This is a genomic window from Natronotalea proteinilytica (assembly GCF_055379935.1).
Window position 1 is genome coordinate 3,464,670 of record NZ_AP043947.1, and the last position, 16,461, is coordinate 3,481,130.

Genomic DNA, 16,461 nt, shown 5'->3' on the forward strand with positions numbered 1-16,461 from the left:
ACGGTTTGAAGCTGCGTCTGGCAGTGGGCCTGCGTTATGAACTGGTCAGCACAGCCCATCTCGATGATGCCTCATTAGATCCAGGACTGTGCAATCGATCCGCGTTCTATGCCTGCTGTGCCAGGCACCCCCAATTTAGTATGCCTTTTACGTGGCCATGCCCTTTAAAAAGGGTACGGGCTGCCGCCTTCACTCTCCGGATCCGAGCGTTTTGCAGACGGACGATACCTATGAATACCCAAAGTTTTAAGACCTATAGCGCCAAACCGCGTGATATTGAGCGCGACTGGCATCTTGTAGACGCCGCCGGTGTCCCGGTGGGCCGCATTGCCTCGCGCATTGCCCATGTGCTGCGTGGCAAGCACAAACCCATGTACACGCCGCACCTAGACACTGGCGATTTTGTGGTTGTGGTGAACGCCGAAAAGGCGGTCTTTACCGGCCAAAAAGAGACCCAGAAAACCTACCGCACGTATAGCGGCTATCCGGGCGGCGAAAAAGAACTCACGCCAGCAGAAGTGCGCGAAGCTCATCCTACGCGTATTGTAGAACAAGCTGTGCGTGGCATGCTGCCCAAAAACAAGTTGGGCCGCAAGATGCTGAAAAAGCTTAAAGTGCATGTGGGGCCCGACCACCCGCATGAAGCGCAGCAACCCACGCCGCTGGAGTGGTAACCCCACCCCAATGCGCAAGCAGCGCATAGTAATGTACATGCTTCCCCTTGTATTGACCACCAACCCTTTCTGTTATGGCTTCTGTTAAACAGTTCAATGCGGTGGGGCGTCGAAAAACGTCTACCGCTCGTGTGTACCTTCGCCCCGGCGATGGCACCACCTTTACCGTAAACGGCAAAGATGCATCGGACTACTTCCCCGTCTCGTGGCGGCGGCGTGAGCTCGATCAGCCGTTTGTGGTGACCGACCTTGTAGGTAAGTTCGACGTGATCGTGAACGCCTCAGGCGGCGGTCTTACCGGACAAGCCGAAGCGGCCCGGCTCGGCATTGCCCGCGCACTCGTTGAGTTCGACGAGGAGTTGCGCCCTGCCCTTCGCAGCGCCGGCTACCTGACCCGTGACGACCGCATGGTCGAGCGCAAAAAGTACGGACAGCCCAAAGCACGGAAAAAGAGCCAGTACTCCAAGCGTTAAACGCTATGCTGGCCAGCAGAACAACATGCGCGACGCAGCGCCCCTGGCGTTGTCTCGCACAGTCTCTGCCTACCAACTATCAACCATACGGCCCGATGCCGCGTGGGTTGACCGCACCGTAGTGTGCTGCAATGCAACACACCATCCCGGTTTCGCGCGTCAAACGACGGTCGTAGTCGCATAAACCCGTTCTCTTATCGTATAAAACGACCCTATGGCTACCCCCGAATCTACCGAGGCCGAGTCGCAAGACACGCCCGAGACGAAAACACCCACCGAAGACACCCCCGATACTGCTGACGAAGCATCTGCTGCTGAAGCATCTGCCGACGAAGCATCCGACGAAGCGTCTTCCAGCGCCGATGAAGCCACGGCCGCAGACGATGCCAACGACGATGCCGAAGCGGTGGCCGAAGACGCAGACGACACGGCCGATGAAGCCGAGGATACCGATGATTCCGACGAGTCGAGCACAGATGTCGCCAACGCAGGCGAACCGGCCCACCGCGTTACGATCGAACAACTGCTGAAGGCCGGCTCCCACTTCGGGCACCTTACCAGCCGGTGGAATCCGCGTATGGAGTCATACATCTTCATGGAGCGGAATAACATCCACATCATCGACCTCATGCAGACGCAGGCGATGCTTGATAAGGCTGCCGATGCGGCCCGCCGCTTTGCCAGTAAAGGCCGCGACATCCTGTTTGCAGGCACCAAGAAACAGGCTCAGGACATTGTGCGCGAGCACGCGGAGTCGGTAGATATGCCGCACATGGTGAACCGCTGGTTGGGCGGCACCATGACGAACTTCGATACCATCCGTAAAAGCATCTTTCGGATGGAAGAAATTGAAAAGATGGAGCGCGACGGTACGCTCGACAAGTTAAAGAAAAAAGAGAAGCTGATGCGCCTGCGCGAGCATGAGAAGCTCGAAACGGTACTGGGCGGTATTCGCGATATGCCCAGCATTCCTGGTGCTATCTTTATCGTCGATGTAAAACGGGAAAGCATTGCCGTAAAGGAAGCCCTCAAGCTGGGCATCCCCATTATTGCTATGGTCGATACCAACGGCGACCCCACCGACATCGACTACCCGGTGCCCGCTAATGACGATGCGCTAAGCTCCATTGAGCTTATCACCTCCACTATTACCGAGGCCATTAAGGAAGGTCAGGAGGAGCGCTCCATGAAGAAAAAAGCGAAGCAAAAGCAACGCTCCTAACGCCTCGGGCCGAATCGCCCTCCATTCGATTCGGCCCCTCTTTTCGCACCACCCTCTCGTTTGCCCAGACGCTTACGTTTATCCCATGAGTATCTCTGCCCAAGACGTCAAAAAACTGCGCGACGCCACTGGCGTTGGCATGATGGACTGCAAAAAAGCCCTCGAAGAAGCCAATGGCGACTTCGATGAGGCTGTTGACCTGCTCCGGAAGAAAGGCCAAAAGGTGGCTGATAAACGCGCCGACCGCGAAGCGGAAGAAGGCCTCGTCGTAACCACCCTCTCCGATGACGGAACGGCGGGCGCCATTGCTGAAGTCAATTGCGAAACTGACTTTGTAGCGCGTAACGATGACTTCCAAACATTTGCGGCACGCATCGTTGAGCTCGTGCTTGACGAGCGCCCCGCCGATCTCGACGAGCTCAAGGCGCTCGATTATAGTGGCGAACGCACCGTGCAAGAAGAGCTCGTGCGCATGACCGGACGCATTGGCGAGAAGCTCGCCATCCGCCGTTTCGATGTGGTAGAGACGGAAGACGGTGAAATCGTCTCTTACATCCACCCCGGCTCCAAGCTCGGCGTACTCGTTAACGTAACAGGCGAAGACGACCAAGCCCAGCTCGATGTGGCCATGCAGATTGCTGCACTCAACCCCGTCGCCGTTTCGCGCGACGATGTGCCTCAAGAGCGGCAAGAGAAAGAAAAAGAAATTGCACGCGAGGCCGCCATCAACGATGGCAAGCCCGAGCACATTATCGACAACATTGTTGAGGGCAAGCTAAACCGCTACTTTCAAGACAATGTATTGCTGGAGCAGGACTTCGTAAAAGACGCTTCGGTTTCCGTCCAAGAAATGCTCGACGAGGCCGGGGTTTCCATCCACGGCTTCGTGCGGTATGCACTTGGCAACTAACCTGCCCCACAGCCCCCGCAGCCCAACCGGCTCCGGGGGCTGATGTGTACTGCATAGCAGCTAGCACTGTGCCCATCCAACGCTCTTGCTCTTGATATCTGCCATGCCTACTTCCACCCCGGACGCCTACACACGCATCCTCCTCAAGCTTAGTGGAGAAGCCCTGTTGGGGCCCGACCGGGACTTTGGAATCGACGAAACGGTCATCCGCAACTATGCGCGAGAGATACGCACCGCGGTAGAAAACGGAGCCGAAATTGCAATTGTAATTGGCGGTGGTAACATTTTTCGGGGGGTACAGAACGCCATGCAAGGCATGACCCGCGCCCACGCCGATTACATGGGGATGCTTGCCACCATGATTAATGGCATGGCCCTGCAAGATGCGCTAGAGCAAGAAGGCCTCGTAACCCGGTTACAGTCAAGCATCAAGATGGAAGAGATTGCCGAGCCGTTTATCCGACGGCGCGCCATTCGCCACCTTGAGAAAGGGCGCGTCGTTATCTTTGGCGCCGGCACCGGCAATCCGTACTTTACCACCGACACCGCAGCCGCACTGCGCGGCCTTGAAATCGACGCGGAAGTGATTCTGAAAGGCACGCGTGTCGATGGGGTTTTCACTGCAGATCCGGAACAAGATCCTGCAGCCGAACGCTTTATCAGCATCCACGGCGATGAGGTGATTCGCCGCGACTTGCAGGTCATGGACATGACAGCGATTACCCTGTGCCGCGAGTCGACAATGCCGCTGCACATTTTCGATATGGGTACGCCCGGCAACCTGAACGACCTGCTCCAAGGCCAAGCGGTAGGCACAAAGGTCCACTGGAAGGACGAAGCCGAACCGCTTGTGGTGGAACCCAACCAATGACCCCCGTGCGGATGCGCACTGCCATCCGCTCTTCCCATACTCTTTTGCATATTGAGTTGTGCCTCCTATGTCTGACGACCCGATTCAAGATCAGTTAGATGCTGCTGACAAGCAGATGCAGGAAACGGTACAGTACCTGCGCAACGAACTCAAAACCATTCGTGTAGGCCGTGCTACACCCGCTATGTTGAGCGGGGTGAAAGTGGACTACTACGGCAGCCAAACGCCCCTGAATCAGGTGGCCAGTGTAAGCGCCCCCCAGGCCGACTTGCTGATCGTACAGCCGTTTGATAACAACGCCATCGATGACATTGAGCGGGGCATCATGACGGCGAACCTGGGCCTGAACCCCTCAAACGACGGCACCAATATTCGCGTCCCCGTTCCGCCGCTCTCTGAAGAACGCCGTAAAGAGCTCGCTGAAACGGCCCGTGAGCGCGCTGAAGAGGCCAAGATCTCGATTCGCAACATCCGCCGCGAAACAAAAGACGAAATTCAGCGCACCGTCAAGGCAGAGAATCTGTCTGAAGACGTGCGGTACGGGGCCGAAGAAGAGTTGCAAGAACTGACCGACAAATACGTAGAACGCATTGACACCCTGCAGGAACGGAAAGCCGGTGAAATCATGGAAGTGTAGTAACTTTCGTTCGCCGCGCGCTTACACATAGATGCGCTGATACATATTAGGAGGGGTGCCCGAGCGGTCGAAGGGGCTCGCCTGGAAAGCGAGTGTACCGTTTACGCGGTACCGGGGGTTCGAATCCCTCCCTCTCCGCATCATTTTGTCTTCCTTGAGCCGGGCTGCCCTGCATATGCACAGCCCGGCTTTTGTATATCGGTCAGATGGGCCGCATCTGGCGCCAGCCGGTATCCGCCTCGCTACGCTTTTAGGATGGGTTGTTTGTCTTATGATTCATAGCATGACCGGATTTGGCCGAGGACAGGCCTCCACCGACGCTGCCGCTGCCGTAGTGGAGGTGCGCTCCGTGAACAAACGCCACCTCGACATCTCTATACGCGGTCCCCAACGCCTGGGCGAGCGAGAGCTGGCAATCAAACAGCACATCAAAGATCAATTTACACGCGGTCAGTTTCGCGTATCAGTGGATGTGCAGGCCGGTGCCTCCTCAACGCTTGCCCTTACGCCCGACCAAGTCCGCCAGGTTGCGAATGAGTTACGTACCCTGCGTGAGGCAGCTGGCCTCACCGCCTCCTTGCGATTGCGCGACGTGCTCGACGCCGCCTACCGACTGCAAGATAACGAACCGGATCCACAAGCCAATGCCCCCCTCCCCGAGGCCACCTGGACGGTCGTGGAAACAGCCCTCATCCAGGCGCTTGACGGCGTTGAAACGATGCGGGCTGAAGAAGGCAAAGCTCTCCTCACAGATCTTACCGACCACCTGGATGCCCTCGCCGACCATCTAGAGCGCATTGAGCAGCGCGCTCCGGTACGGGTCGATGAAGCGCAATCGCTACTGCAAACCCGACTAAGCGACCTGCTGGCCGATGACCGACTCGACCGCGACCGCCTCGAAACAGAAATCGCCCTGCTCGCCGACAAACTCGATGTGCACGAAGAGTGTGTTCGCCTGAAATCGCACTTGCACCAGTTCCGCGAAGCCTTAACCGACGACGAGCCCGCCGGGCGACGCCTCAAGTTTATCATGCAGGAAGTGCTGCGCGAGGTGAATACCATCGGAGCCAAAGCAAACGACCCCACCATCTCCGAGCACGCGGTTCAGATGAAAGAGCGCATCGAGCAACTGCGCGAGCAAATTCGTAACGTTGAATAACGGACGCCCCTTATGTCGCAACGCGCCATCATTGTGCTGACCGCCCCCAGTGGAGCAGGTAAAACAACCATTGCCCACCGCGTGCTTGATGCGATCGACACGCTCCGCTTCTCTGTCTCGGCCACCACGCGCGCCCCGCGCCCGCATGAGACCGATGGTTCCGACTACCACTTTCTAACACCCAACGCCTTCCGCCAAAAAATCGATGCGGGCGAATTGTTGGAGTACGAAGAGGTGTATCCCAACCAGTTTTACGGGACGCTCAAGCAAGAGATCGACCAATCGAGCCCCGACGCCCCTGTGCTTCTCGATATCGATGTACGGGGCGCTACCACTGTCAAAGAAACGTACGGCGATGAAGCGCTAGTACTCTTTATTGCGCCCCCCTCATTCGAGGTACTCAAAGAGCGTCTTACCGGACGCGGCACAGAATCCTCCGACGCCGTACGCAGCCGACTCGAACGCGCCCAGACCGAAATGACGCGTGCTAACGATTTCGATGCAATTGTCGTAAACGACGATCTCGACACCGCTGTCGAAGAAACTTTAACGCACATCCAGGCATTTATCCAAAGCTAAGCCGGTGCGCTCTGGTGGCGTTATACCCAGAGTCGTGCGTACCGAACGCAATCGCATAGTCTCTCTCAGGTGGACCCGGCCTCTTATGGCTATCAAAACGCTCGACGTTGACAAGCTTGCCGAACAAACTGGCAACATCTACGAATCTGTAGCTATCCTCGCCAAGCGCGCCCGGCAAATCTCGTCGGATGAGCGCTCTGAGCTCGACGATAAACTCCAGTATTTCGAGGGCTTTGGCCCTGACATGGAGGATGCCCGCATGCAGGAAGAGCAGGAAAAAGTCTCCATCGAGTACGAGCTCAAGCCCGAGCCTACAGAGATGGCGATTGACGACTTCGTAAACGACCGGCTCTACTTCCGGAAGCCGGAGTAGATTCAGCTGTTCGCTGCCTCCCATCTGCTATGCCGTTGTGCCCATGGCTGCACTCTCCTCGCTTGATGGCCGCCGAATCGTACTGGGCGTAACAGGCAGCATCGCAGCTTACAAAGCAGCACTGCTGGTGCGTCTGCTCAAAAAAGCGGGGGCCGAGGTGCGGGTGCTCATGACATCGGATGCCGAGCGGTTCATCTCGCCCCTTACCTTGGGCACCCTTTCCGACGACACCGTGCGCTCCGATATTTTTCCGGAGCACGACCCAGATCAGTGGACCGAACACGTGTCGCTGGGCTTGTGGGCCGATCTGTTTGTGGTAGCACCCGCCACGGCACAGACCATCGCCAAACTGGCTCACGGCTTCAGCGACAACATGCTCACCGCCACCGCGCTCTCGGCTCGGTGCCCCTTGCTGGTATGTCCGGCCATGGATCTAGACATGTACCAGCACCCGGCAACGCAGGCCAATTTCGAACACCTCAAGCGCTACGGCTACCACGTTATGCCCGCCGCCCACGGCGAGCTTGCTAGCGGACTCGAAGGACAGGGCCGGTTGCCGGAGCCCGAGGAAATCGCCTCGTACATGGTAACGTGCCTTCAGGAAAACTCCCGTCCTTCACTTCCTCAAGATCTGGCTGGATACGAGGTTCTCGTAACCGCAGGCCCCACCGAGGAGCCTATTGACCCGGTACGGATGCTTACCAACCCGTCTACCGGCACCATGGGATTTGCGCTAGCCCAGGCAGCTGCCGAACGCGGCGCAGACGTTACACTCATCAGCGGCCCCACAACGCTCGACACGCCCCCCGGCGTAACTCGGTTTGATGTGCGCACCGCTGCAGAGATGCATGAGGCCGTACAGGCGCGCCGCAATGCCACCGACTTGGTATTCATGGCCGCGGCAGTATCCGACTACACCCCCGCCCACCCGTCGGATACGAAGCAAAAAAAGAACGACGGCCCGTTTACACTCACCCTAGAGCGCACCCCCGATATTCTCAAAACACTGGGTGAACATAAGCACGACGGGCAGGTGCTTGTTGGGTTTGCCCTCGAAACGCACGACGGCCCCAAGCACGCGCAAGAAAAACGTCGTCGCAAAAATCTCGACTGGATTATCCTAAACAACGCCACCGAACCCGGTAGCGGATTTGGGCCCGACACCAACACGTGCACTCTCTTCGGCCCGGATGCCTATGTCCATCGCATTAGCCAGGCCCCTAAACTAGACGTGGCCCGCGCCATTGTAGCCGAGGTGCTGCAACACACCCCCGCGTTAGCATCCACCGCATCCTCCCCATCATGACCAACGCCGACCTCCGCACGTTGCGCGAAGCGCTCCGCCATGAGCGCACCCTCTTTGGCCGATTCATCCCCTTGCCCGACGCCCCCCGTTCTGCTATGCCCAACTACGACCTGTTTGGCAACGCCGTCGATCCTGCTGAAGACCCCGCGCTTCCCCCTTCTGAGCGCATCACCGCACTTATTCCGGATACGCCGCCGTATGACGAATTGGCCGCGCTTGACACGCTTGAGGAGGTGGAGGCATTCGCTACCAATCACATGCTCATTGAGCTTGATGAGACGCGCGAAAACCCTGTGTTTGGCGTGGGCGACCCAAATGCCGACCTGGTCGTAATTGGCGAAGCACCCGGTCGCGATGAAGACAAGGAAGGCGAACCGTTCGTGGGGCGCTCGGGGCAACTCCTCGACAAAATCCTCGAAGCCATTCACTTCTCGCGCGAGGACATCTACATCACCAACATCATGAAAAGTCGTCCCCCTCGCAACCGCGACCCCGAGGCTGAAGAGGTGGAGGCACACATCCCCATTCTGTACAAGCAAATTGCCCTCATCCAGCCCAAAATCATGCTGTGTGTAGGAAAGGTGGCGGCAAACACCCTGCTTGATCGCCGGTCGTCCCTCTCATCGATGCGTGGTAGCGAGCACGACTTTTACGGGATCCCAGTCATGGCCACGTACCATCCGGCAGCCCTGCTGCGCAACCCTAACTGGAAACGCCCCACCTGGGAAGACGTGCAACTGCTTCGCACCCGCTACGACGAACTCACCGCGTAGTCATCTCCGCGGCCTGCAACTCTACACAATTCCTTCCCGTTTAGGTGTAATGCGCTCATTTGCATGTGCAAGGCCGTGGGCGCCATCTACAGTAGCGGCTCTGCCTCCACCAACCTGTGTGCTCCATGCCCAACAACGCGTCCGATAAACCCCGCTTCAATATCGACCCCGACGGAGCCGGTCAGCCGTCGTATCCACTCGATAAGATGCGAGGCCAAGACCGGAATAAGGGGCGTGCTCGTAACGAAGCCATGCACAAGAAGGCCGGACGCGTACCGCCCCAGGCCACCGAGGTTGAAAAGTCGGTGCTGGGGGCCATGCTCCTTGAGCGCGAGGCGATCCCAAAAGCCATTCAGGTGCTTACCCCCGATGCGTTCTATAGCGGCAAACACGAAAAAATCTATGTCGCTATGCTCAACCTGTTTGAACAGGGCGACCCCGTGGACCTTGTCACGCTCACCAACGAACTGAAACGGCGCGAGCAGCTCGACGATGTTGGGGGCGGCTATTATCTTTCCGAACTCACCACCGAAGTCGCCTCTGCGGCCAATGTCGAATATCACGCCCGCATCATTGCGGAGAAATCGCTCCTCCGTAAGATGATCGAAACCATGACCGATCTGGTGGGCCAAGCCTACGAGCCCGGTGCCGATGCGTTTGAGTTGCTTGACGACGCCGAGGGACAAATTTTTCAGATCTCCGATAACCAATTGCGTAAAGCGGCCTCGCCGATTAACGAGGTGGTGAAAGACACGCTCGAACAGTTGGAGTCCATTCACGGACAAGAGGGCGGCATCACCGGTGTACCCAGCGGCTTTCGCAAACTCGATGACCTCACCAGCGGATGGCAGCCGTCGGATCTGATCATCGTCGCGGCGCGGCCCTCCATGGGAAAATGTCTGGGACGAGGCACCCCAGTCATGATGTATGACGGCACGGTCAAACCCGTAGAAACCATTACAGTTGGCGACCGGCTCATGGGCGACGATGGGGAGCCGCGCACTGTGAATTCACTTGCGCGCGGTCGCGAGCCGATGTACTGGGTTCGCCAGAAGCGAGGCATGGACTATCGGGTGAATGAAAGCCACATCCTGTCGCTCAAAAAGAGTCACCGTGGCGACAAGCGCGCGCGAGGTAGCGTGACAGACATCTCGGTGCGTGAATACCTGAACACATCCGATAAGTGGAAAAACGACAACAAGGGATTCAAGGTATCGGCTGATTTTGAGGAGCGTTCTGTTCCACTCGATCCGTACTTCCTTGGACTCTGGTTGGGCGACGGAAAATCTGACAATGCACGCATTTACACGACGGATGACGAAGTCGTCAGCTATCTCCAAACCTTTGCAAAAGAGCGAGGCGATACGGTAAGCACACATGATGTAGACCGCGCATGCCCGGTTTATCTCGTGAAGAGTGGCGAGCGCGGCACAGTGGCCACCCGTAGCGCTATTCAGGCGACGCTGCGTGATCTGGACCTCCTCAACAACAAGCACATTCCGCAGATTTATCTGGGCAACTCGCGTACGAAGCGCCTCCGCCTGCTGGCCGGCCTCATCGACAGCGATGGCCATTTGAACCGTAGCCATGGAGGCACCTACGAAATCACGCAGTCGAGCAAGCAGCTGGCCCATCAGATCAAGTTCTTGTGCGACACACTTGGCTATCGCACATCAATTACTGCGAAAACGGCTCATATTGCATCGACCGGTTATTCCTCGGAAGTCTACCGGGTGCGCTTCAACGGCAATGTGGATGAGATCCCGGTGCGCATCTCGCGTAAGCAAGCTACGCCCTGGACCGACGGGCGCAACTGGCAGGTGACAGGTATTGAGGTGGAACCCGACGGCGTCGGCGAATACTACGGCTTTACCCTCGATGGGAATGGTCGCTTTCTGCTCGCTGACGGCACCGTCACGCATAACACGGCCTTTTCGCTTGCCTGCGGACTCAACGCAGCCACGCATCCGGAGCGGCCTACGAGTGTCGCGATTTTCTCGCTGGAGATGGGGTCAAAGCAGCTGGCTCAGCGTCTCTTAACCTCCGAAGCGCGCGTAGATGCTCAGCGGGCACGTACCGGGCGCATGAAAGATGAGGACTGGCAAAACCTGGCCCGCGCCGCCGGAAAGCTCTCCGATGCCGAACTGTTCATTGATGACACGCCTGGCCTCTCGGTGCTGGAACTGCGTGCCAAATGCCGCCGCCTAAAAGCCGAACACGGGTTGGGCCTCGTGGTGGTGGATTACCTACAGTTGATGCAGGCATCGTCCGTGCGCAACAACTCGAACCGAGAACAAGAAATTGCCCATATCTCGCGTTCTCTCAAGGGGCTGGCGAAAGAGCTGGACGTACCCGTGATTGCACTCTCCCAGTTGAACCGAGGTGTCGAAAACCGGGGTGGCGACAAACGCCCACAGCTGTCGGACTTGAGAGAGTCGGGATGTTTAACAGGCGATACGCTTGTACCATTGGCCGATACCGGTGAGTGCGTTCCCATGCGCGAACTCTGCGGCAGGAAAGGGTTCAAGGTGTGGTCGGTAAATCCCAAGACGTATGAGCTCGAGAAACAGACCGTAAGCAATGCATTCTGTACAGGAACGAAGCCGGTATATCGACTGGAAACTCAATTAGGACGTCAAGTGCGCGCCACGGGAAATCATAAGTTTCTGACGGTGGATGGATGGAAGCGCCTCGATGAGTTGGAGAAAGGAGAACGGATCGCTCTGCCTCGGCACCTACCCGCCTCTGAAAATCAAACAATTGGTGATGATGAGTTAGCCCTACTTGGTCATCTTATTGGAGACGGGTGCACGTTACCTACCCATGCCATCCAATATACTACTCGCGAACTGGATCTTGCGGAAAAGGTGGTGCAGCTTGCTAAGTCAGTTTTTGGAGACAAGGTTGCTCCACGAATTGTCAAGGAGAAGAACTGGTACCAGGTCTATCTCACCTCAACGCGTTCTCACACGCATGGCGTTCGAAGCGCTGTAGGTGAGTGGCTTGAGGAGTTAGGTGTTTGGGGGTTGCGTTCTCATGAAAAGCAGGTGCCATCGCAAGTTTTCCAGCAATCTACTGATGCTATTGCCACATTTCTAAGTCATCTATGGGCTACAGATGGATGTATTCGGATGCGCGGAGGCAAATCCCCGTATCCAGCCGTTTATTATTCGACGAGCAGCAAACAACTTGCTCTTAATGTACAGTCTCTTCTTGTACGTCTTGGTATTAATGCTCGTCGTCGGTTTGTGGATCAGAAAGACACAGGACGGCCTCAGTACCATGTTATTGTGAGTGGTGCAGAAGACCTTACAAACTTTGCTGTATTGATTGGTGCACAGGGAGCGTACAAAAAAGAATCCCTTTCCAAGATTGAGGACTACCTTGATAACAAGACATCAAATACAAATAGGGACATTGTACCAAAAGCCACTTGGCGTTCTCTTGTGGTCCCTGCGATGAAGAAGAAAAAAATGACAGCCCGCCAGATGCAGTCGGCATTAGGAATGTCATACTGTGGCACATCGCTTTACAGGTCAAACATGAGCCGAGAGCGTGCTTCCCGAGTTGCAAACGTTGTGTCGTCAGAACCGCTGCGCCGTCTTGCAGAAAGTGACATATATTGGGATGAAGTAGCCGTGCTTGAGCCCGATGGGGTTGAGCAGGTTTACGACCTCACCGTTCCAGGATTGCAAAACTTTGTGGCAAACGACATTGTAGTCCACAACTCTATTGAGCAAGACGCGGACGTGGTCGCGTTTATCTACCGGGCGGAGCGGTACGGTATTACGGTTGACGATCAGGGCAATTCCACCGAAGGCATCGCTGAGATCATCATTGGAAAGCAGCGGAATGGCCCCATTGGCACCGTCGAACTAGCCTTTGTCGATCGGTATGCTCGATTTGAGAACCTCACCACCCGCTATGAGAACTCCGGTTCAGGAGGCGGAGGACACATGGGTGGAGGCGGAATGGAATCCTCCTCTGATGACGGATCTCAGCACGGAAACGAACTCCCTCCGTTTGGTGGCGACAGCGGCAGCGGAACCATCCCGCCCCCTCCGCCCGATGACGCCGACGCTCCGTTTTAGATGTCCCATTTTGACTGAATACGGAAAGGACCCACAATACCTACCATCACACGAAGTGAAACCGAAACGCCTCTTGTTATTACAAGAGAAGCAAGAAGACGTCACATAAAAAAGCCTGACCCCCCACCAGAGGTCAGGCTCAAGAGAAGTGGATCCTCCCCGGAAGTGCACATACACGACCCCAGCAGATGTCCATCATAACGTGGTGCAGAGATTCGTTACATTTGTTGCCTTGACATTTGTTGCCTTGGTAGAGGTTAAAACGTTAAATAACAACCTCTCCAAACGTCTTCTTACCCGCATTTTCCGTCTGGCTGCGTCAGGATGACGTGCGGGCCTCTTTTCGAGACGAGCGGAGGTCACTCATACGTTAACCGCTACTATTACCTTCCGTCCTACTCGCTAATGTCTGATTCTGCTTCAAAGCATATCCCGTCTCCTTCCACAGGCGCTCAGATTTGGCGATGGGTGCGCGATTACTGGCACTGGCCTGTGCTAGCTGGCGTTACCCTCTACATCGTATTTCAATTCTGGCAGCCGCTGTTAGAGTTGGATCCGCCGGGCGAAGAGGCTCCCGTCTTTTCACATCAGACGATAGAAGGCACCACGTTTGATACCGAAGCTTATTCCGACCACGTACTGGTCGTGAACGTATGGGCCACCTGGTGCCCCCCGTGTCGCATCGAGCTGCCCGGGTTCGTCGACTTGCAAGAGGAATGGGAGGGCTCGGTACAGTTTGTAGGTATTGCAATCGACCAGCAAGGCGCCGATGTGGTGCAGCCGTTTGCCGATGACAAGGGGCTTAACTATCCGCAAATCGCATCCATGCAGTTGGCCGCACGCCACTTTCCAGGCGAAGCCGTCCCGCGTACGTACGTTATCGACCGGAATGGAGACATCCGGTATACTCACACCGGCTTCTTACCAAAGTCAACGCTCAACCGGGTGTTACGCCGTCTCGCTTAAACCGGGATTAGGCATCCGCTGGTTCAATTTCTTCGACCGGACGCACATCCCACATCAGCATCATTTCAATGTCGGCGTACTCTTCTTCGCCTTGGTCGTCAATAAACCGGTAATCTCCGTACGTGCTGCGCTGAAAGGCCGGTACGCGGTGCCACTCGGTGCCCTCAGCATCTACGAAGTGATCGGGGTAAGGGCTTTGGATCGTATACGACGGATGATACGAGTTGTACGTCTTCTCTGCTTCATAAATGGCTGCACGCCGAGCCCCCGCTTTTGATAGGCTTTCGCCTTGCACTTTAAACGGAGAGATGGAAATGGTAGCAAGGACATAACCATCGTCTTTCTCATGATACGATGGACGCATCACTTTGAAGTCGCTTGGTTCTGGATATGCGCTGTGTTCGGCAGCCATAGTAAACAGGGGGAGTTCGTGAAAAGACACTGGGCTTTTCCCAACGAATGGAAAGGAAGGGAGATTCCCGACATGGCTTTTGGGAACGCCGTCCGCTGTGTATTTTAGGTGCGCATTGTAGACACGCATGGCTTATCCCGCAATAGACGTGCGCCAAAAACGCATCGATAGACGGAGGTGCGGAGCGTGTGCAGATCCAATAGCGCTCCGATCTTGCAACTGTGAAGAACGATTTACAGATCCAGCACAGGTTTCGTGAAATCGAACGAAGCTTGTTGGAATGGAAACCTGGCGTTTTGTGATGCGTCGATGCCTCACAATGAAAATCTGCTCTCGTGATAGACACACGGTGCATTACACAGCCCGGTGGCGTTCTTTACGCTCGCAGATGTAGACCTAAACACCAATAGACCTATGCTTTACGAAGACACTTTTGCCGACTCGGTCGATGAAACGCTAGACCGGTTCAACGATCCTTTTGCGCACGACCCCAATACCGACGCCTTTTTCGAAGACGATGCGCTCTTCGATGAAGAGTTCGATGCCTTCGACGACTTCGACGATCGTTTCGACGACGAAGACGATGTCGAGGATGATGTATACGACTACGACGATGATTACTACGAGGACTTTGACGGTGTCTTTTAACACGCCGTTTACGTGTGCGTCTCGTATTTCTCCTCGTTGTTAAATCACTTGTTGTATGCAACACACATTCTTGATTATTCCCCCAGAAAGGGATGTGCCGTTGTAGAATGGCCATCCCTTTTTGGTTTGGAACGGGGCGCTACGCAACCACCATCTCAATTACTCGTCGTATCGGCTTACTGGATTGCTAAAGGTGCGTACCCGCTTCAGAATGCGTCGCTCGGCCGTGAACTGGCCTTCATACCGGTCGAGCCCATCTTGCCGAAACCGATCCGCATGCTCGTCTAGATACGTATTCAACGTGTCCTTATCGCGGATAAAGTATTGCACCGTCCAGTACCGTTCGCCCTCTGGAGCGGTCTCTTCAGGGATGGAGGCACTGTCTTCCGTCCGACGATACCAGGTAGCGCCTTCAAAGCCATCCAACTCCAACAACTCGCGCACATGCTCACGGAGCCATGTGCTATATTCGGTAGCAATGTCAGCGTCAACGGTCAGGTTCACTTCGTAAATGAGCATGAGGCATAAGAGTAGGTTCGCAAATCAAGTACGCAAATCAGCAACGAGCCACCGAGCGATATGTTGAGCGCGCAGATGACCGGGATTCGAGATGCCTTACCATCCTGTATTGTGGTCCATCACCAGATGCATAACGCCTCCTATCATGCTCACAGCAAACCCACATGCCGCACTGATGATGATGCATAGCGCCAGGTCTACAAGCAATGAACCAGTAGTGTGAATGACGGTCGGGTTTGCAAAGAACACCGCCGCCCCGACCATACCGCCAACCGGAACCAGCGTGCGATGATGCTGATGCAGTACCTTGTGCTTGTTTGCGAGCCCATTGATACGACTCGACATGGCTCCCATCCACACCTTGGCATTGGGCGACTCCTCGCGGCGCCACGACTCGGCAAATCGTCCGTTCCGGGTCCGCCGTGCATAACGATCGCCGCGCGCTCGGGCCTTATGAGTTGCTCGGGAGGAGGCTGACTGTGAACGACCCGAACGGGCAGACTGCCTATGTCGCCGACCTGACCGGCGCGACCGACGAGGGGAGCGGCCCTGGTTGCGCCGCCAGGCATCGTACTGTTTGCGCTCGTGGGGGTCACTGAGCACATCAAAAGCTTCACGGAGCCGTACAAATTCGTCGGCAGAGGCCTCATCTTCTCCCGCGGCAGCACGGTCGGGGTGGCACTCAAGCGCACGCTTCCGAAAGGCCCGCTTGATAGCCCGCTGGCTGGCTCCCGGAGGAACACCCAGCACACGATAATAATCGGGAGCGTAGGAGCGACGAGAACGAGAAGAACGCATGGGGAACCGGACTAACTTCGCGGGAACGTCCAGGTGTTGCAGCCGAAAAC

General features: G+C 56.2%; 17 protein-coding genes and 1 tRNA gene. 15 read left to right on the forward strand and 3 right to left on the reverse strand.

The genetic code is table 11. The features are described 5' to 3' along the window. Positions 1–230 precede the first annotated feature (230 nt). From rplM to ACZ5AL_RS13825, 14 genes are all read left to right on the forward strand, one after another. Entirely contained in the window at positions 231–674 is a 444-nt protein-coding gene (gene rplM, locus ACZ5AL_RS13760) for a 50S ribosomal protein L13 (protein WP_464511104.1), read from the forward strand. 74 nt (positions 675–748) lie between these two features. Then, the gene (gene rpsI, locus ACZ5AL_RS13765) at positions 749–1,147 is read left to right on the forward strand and encodes a 30S ribosomal protein S9 (RefSeq protein ID WP_464511105.1); all 399 of its coding nucleotides are present in this window, start codon (positions 749–751) and stop codon (positions 1,145–1,147) included. A gap of 214 nt (positions 1,148–1,361) precedes the next feature. Further along, positions 1,362–2,369, forward strand: coding sequence for a 30S ribosomal protein S2 (gene rpsB, locus ACZ5AL_RS13770; RefSeq protein WP_464511107.1), 1,008 nt, complete (start codon positions 1,362–1,364; stop codon positions 2,367–2,369). An 85-nt stretch (positions 2,370–2,454) separates the two neighbouring features. Next, entirely contained in the window at positions 2,455–3,279 is an 825-nt protein-coding gene (gene tsf, locus ACZ5AL_RS13775) for a translation elongation factor Ts (RefSeq protein ID WP_464511108.1), read from the forward strand. 103 nt (positions 3,280–3,382) lie between these two features. Then, positions 3,383–4,150 carry a UMP kinase gene (gene pyrH, locus ACZ5AL_RS13780; protein WP_464511110.1) on the forward strand — a complete coding sequence of 256 codons (768 nt, stop codon included), beginning with the start codon at positions 3,383–3,385 and terminating at the stop codon, positions 4,148–4,150. Positions 4,151–4,217: 67 nt separating this feature from the next. Further along, the gene (frr, locus tag ACZ5AL_RS13785) at positions 4,218–4,787 is read left to right on the forward strand and encodes a ribosome recycling factor (protein ID WP_464511111.1); all 570 of its coding nucleotides are present in this window, start codon (positions 4,218–4,220) and stop codon (positions 4,785–4,787) included. Between the two features lie 49 nt (positions 4,788–4,836). Then, positions 4,837–4,925 (forward strand) — tRNA-Ser (locus ACZ5AL_RS13790). Positions 4,926–4,962: 37 nt separating this feature from the next. Beyond that, the gene (locus tag ACZ5AL_RS13795) at positions 4,963–5,946 is read left to right on the forward strand and encodes a YicC/YloC family endoribonuclease (RefSeq protein WP_464511112.1); all 984 of its coding nucleotides are present in this window, start codon (positions 4,963–4,965) and stop codon (positions 5,944–5,946) included. A gap of 12 nt (positions 5,947–5,958) precedes the next feature. After that, the gene (gene gmk, locus ACZ5AL_RS13800; protein WP_464511114.1) at positions 5,959–6,525 is read left to right on the forward strand and encodes a guanylate kinase; all 567 of its coding nucleotides are present in this window, start codon (positions 5,959–5,961) and stop codon (positions 6,523–6,525) included. Positions 6,526–6,610: 85 nt separating this feature from the next. Continuing rightward, a complete protein-coding gene (locus ACZ5AL_RS13805; protein ID WP_464511115.1) occupies positions 6,611–6,898 on the forward strand; it encodes a DNA-directed RNA polymerase subunit omega in 288 nt (95 codons plus the stop codon). A 43-nt stretch (positions 6,899–6,941) separates the two neighbouring features. Beyond that, the gene (gene coaBC / locus ACZ5AL_RS13810) at positions 6,942–8,204 is read left to right on the forward strand and encodes a bifunctional phosphopantothenoylcysteine decarboxylase/phosphopantothenate--cysteine ligase CoaBC (RefSeq protein ID WP_464511116.1); all 1,263 of its coding nucleotides are present in this window, start codon (positions 6,942–6,944) and stop codon (positions 8,202–8,204) included. Next, positions 8,201–8,977 carry a uracil-DNA glycosylase gene (locus tag ACZ5AL_RS13815; RefSeq protein ID WP_464511118.1) on the forward strand — a complete coding sequence of 259 codons (777 nt, stop codon included), beginning with the start codon at positions 8,201–8,203 and terminating at the stop codon, positions 8,975–8,977. The genes coaBC and ACZ5AL_RS13815 overlap by 4 nt, the downstream gene beginning before the upstream one ends. A 125-nt stretch (positions 8,978–9,102) precedes the next feature. After that, the gene (locus ACZ5AL_RS13820; protein WP_464511119.1) at positions 9,103–13,068 is read left to right on the forward strand and encodes a replicative DNA helicase; all 3,966 of its coding nucleotides are present in this window, start codon (positions 9,103–9,105) and stop codon (positions 13,066–13,068) included. Between the two features lie 405 nt (positions 13,069–13,473). Further along, a complete protein-coding gene (locus ACZ5AL_RS13825; RefSeq protein ID WP_464511120.1) occupies positions 13,474–14,034 on the forward strand; it encodes a TlpA family protein disulfide reductase in 561 nt (186 codons plus the stop codon). Between the two features lie 7 nt (positions 14,035–14,041). Here the strand turns inward: ACZ5AL_RS13825 and ACZ5AL_RS13830 are convergent, their stop codons facing one another. After that, positions 14,042–14,446: a hypothetical protein gene (locus ACZ5AL_RS13830; protein ID WP_464511122.1), complete on the reverse strand. Its 405-nt coding sequence runs from the start codon at positions 14,444–14,446 to the stop codon at positions 14,042–14,044. Positions 14,447–14,860: 414 nt separating this feature from the next. Here ACZ5AL_RS13830 and ACZ5AL_RS13835 point away from each other — a divergent pair, with 414 nt between their 5' ends. After that, complete coding sequence (locus tag ACZ5AL_RS13835; RefSeq protein ID WP_464511123.1) at positions 14,861–15,094, forward strand: hypothetical protein; 234 nt, start codon at positions 14,861–14,863, stop codon at positions 15,092–15,094. A gap of 159 nt (positions 15,095–15,253) precedes the next feature. Here the strand turns inward: ACZ5AL_RS13835 and ACZ5AL_RS13840 are convergent, their stop codons facing one another. Then, on the reverse strand, positions 15,254–15,613 hold the full coding sequence (locus tag ACZ5AL_RS13840) for a DUF4286 family protein (protein WP_464511124.1): 360 nt from the start codon (positions 15,611–15,613) through the stop codon (positions 15,254–15,256). A gap of 96 nt (positions 15,614–15,709) precedes the next feature. Beyond that, a complete protein-coding gene (locus ACZ5AL_RS13845) occupies positions 15,710–16,411 on the reverse strand; it encodes a J domain-containing protein (protein ID WP_464511125.1) in 702 nt (233 codons plus the stop codon). Positions 16,412–16,461: the final 50 nt, after the last annotated feature.

Excerpts from the sequence above, each read along its gene's own strand:
- ACZ5AL_RS13835 (WP_464511123.1), top strand. The coding sequence starts at position 14,861 with ATGCTTTACGAAGACACTTTTGCCGACTCGGTCGATGAAACGCTAGAC.
- ACZ5AL_RS13795 (WP_464511112.1), top strand. The coding sequence starts at position 4,963 with ATGCACAGCCCGGCTTTTGTATATCGGTCAGATGGGCCGCATCTGGCG.
- pyrH (WP_464511110.1), top strand. The coding sequence starts at position 3,383 with ATGCCTACTTCCACCCCGGACGCCTACACACGCATCCTCCTCAAGCTT.
- ACZ5AL_RS13805 (WP_464511115.1), top strand. The coding sequence starts at position 6,611 with ATGGCTATCAAAACGCTCGACGTTGACAAGCTTGCCGAACAAACTGGC.
- tsf (WP_464511108.1), top strand. The coding sequence starts at position 2,455 with ATGAGTATCTCTGCCCAAGACGTCAAAAAACTGCGCGACGCCACTGGC.
- ACZ5AL_RS13845 (WP_464511125.1), bottom strand. The coding sequence starts at position 16,411 with ATGCGTTCTTCTCGTTCTCGTCGCTCCTACGCTCCCGATTATTATCGT.
- ACZ5AL_RS13840 (WP_464511124.1), bottom strand. The coding sequence starts at position 15,613 with ATGCTCATTTACGAAGTGAACCTGACCGTTGACGCTGACATTGCTACC.
- rplM (WP_464511104.1), top strand. The coding sequence starts at position 231 with ATGAATACCCAAAGTTTTAAGACCTATAGCGCCAAACCGCGTGATATT.
- ACZ5AL_RS13820 (WP_464511119.1), top strand. The coding sequence starts at position 9,103 with ATGCCCAACAACGCGTCCGATAAACCCCGCTTCAATATCGACCCCGAC.
- ACZ5AL_RS13830 (WP_464511122.1), bottom strand. The coding sequence starts at position 14,446 with ATGGCTGCCGAACACAGCGCATATCCAGAACCAAGCGACTTCAAAGTG.
- coaBC (WP_464511116.1), top strand. The coding sequence starts at position 6,942 with ATGGCTGCACTCTCCTCGCTTGATGGCCGCCGAATCGTACTGGGCGTA.
- frr (WP_464511111.1), top strand. The coding sequence starts at position 4,218 with ATGTCTGACGACCCGATTCAAGATCAGTTAGATGCTGCTGACAAGCAG.
- ACZ5AL_RS13815 (WP_464511118.1), top strand. The coding sequence starts at position 8,201 with ATGACCAACGCCGACCTCCGCACGTTGCGCGAAGCGCTCCGCCATGAG.
- rpsI (WP_464511105.1), top strand. The coding sequence starts at position 749 with ATGGCTTCTGTTAAACAGTTCAATGCGGTGGGGCGTCGAAAAACGTCT.
- rpsB (WP_464511107.1), top strand. The coding sequence starts at position 1,362 with ATGGCTACCCCCGAATCTACCGAGGCCGAGTCGCAAGACACGCCCGAG.
- gmk (WP_464511114.1), top strand. The coding sequence starts at position 5,959 with ATGTCGCAACGCGCCATCATTGTGCTGACCGCCCCCAGTGGAGCAGGT.
- ACZ5AL_RS13825 (WP_464511120.1), top strand. The coding sequence starts at position 13,474 with ATGTCTGATTCTGCTTCAAAGCATATCCCGTCTCCTTCCACAGGCGCT.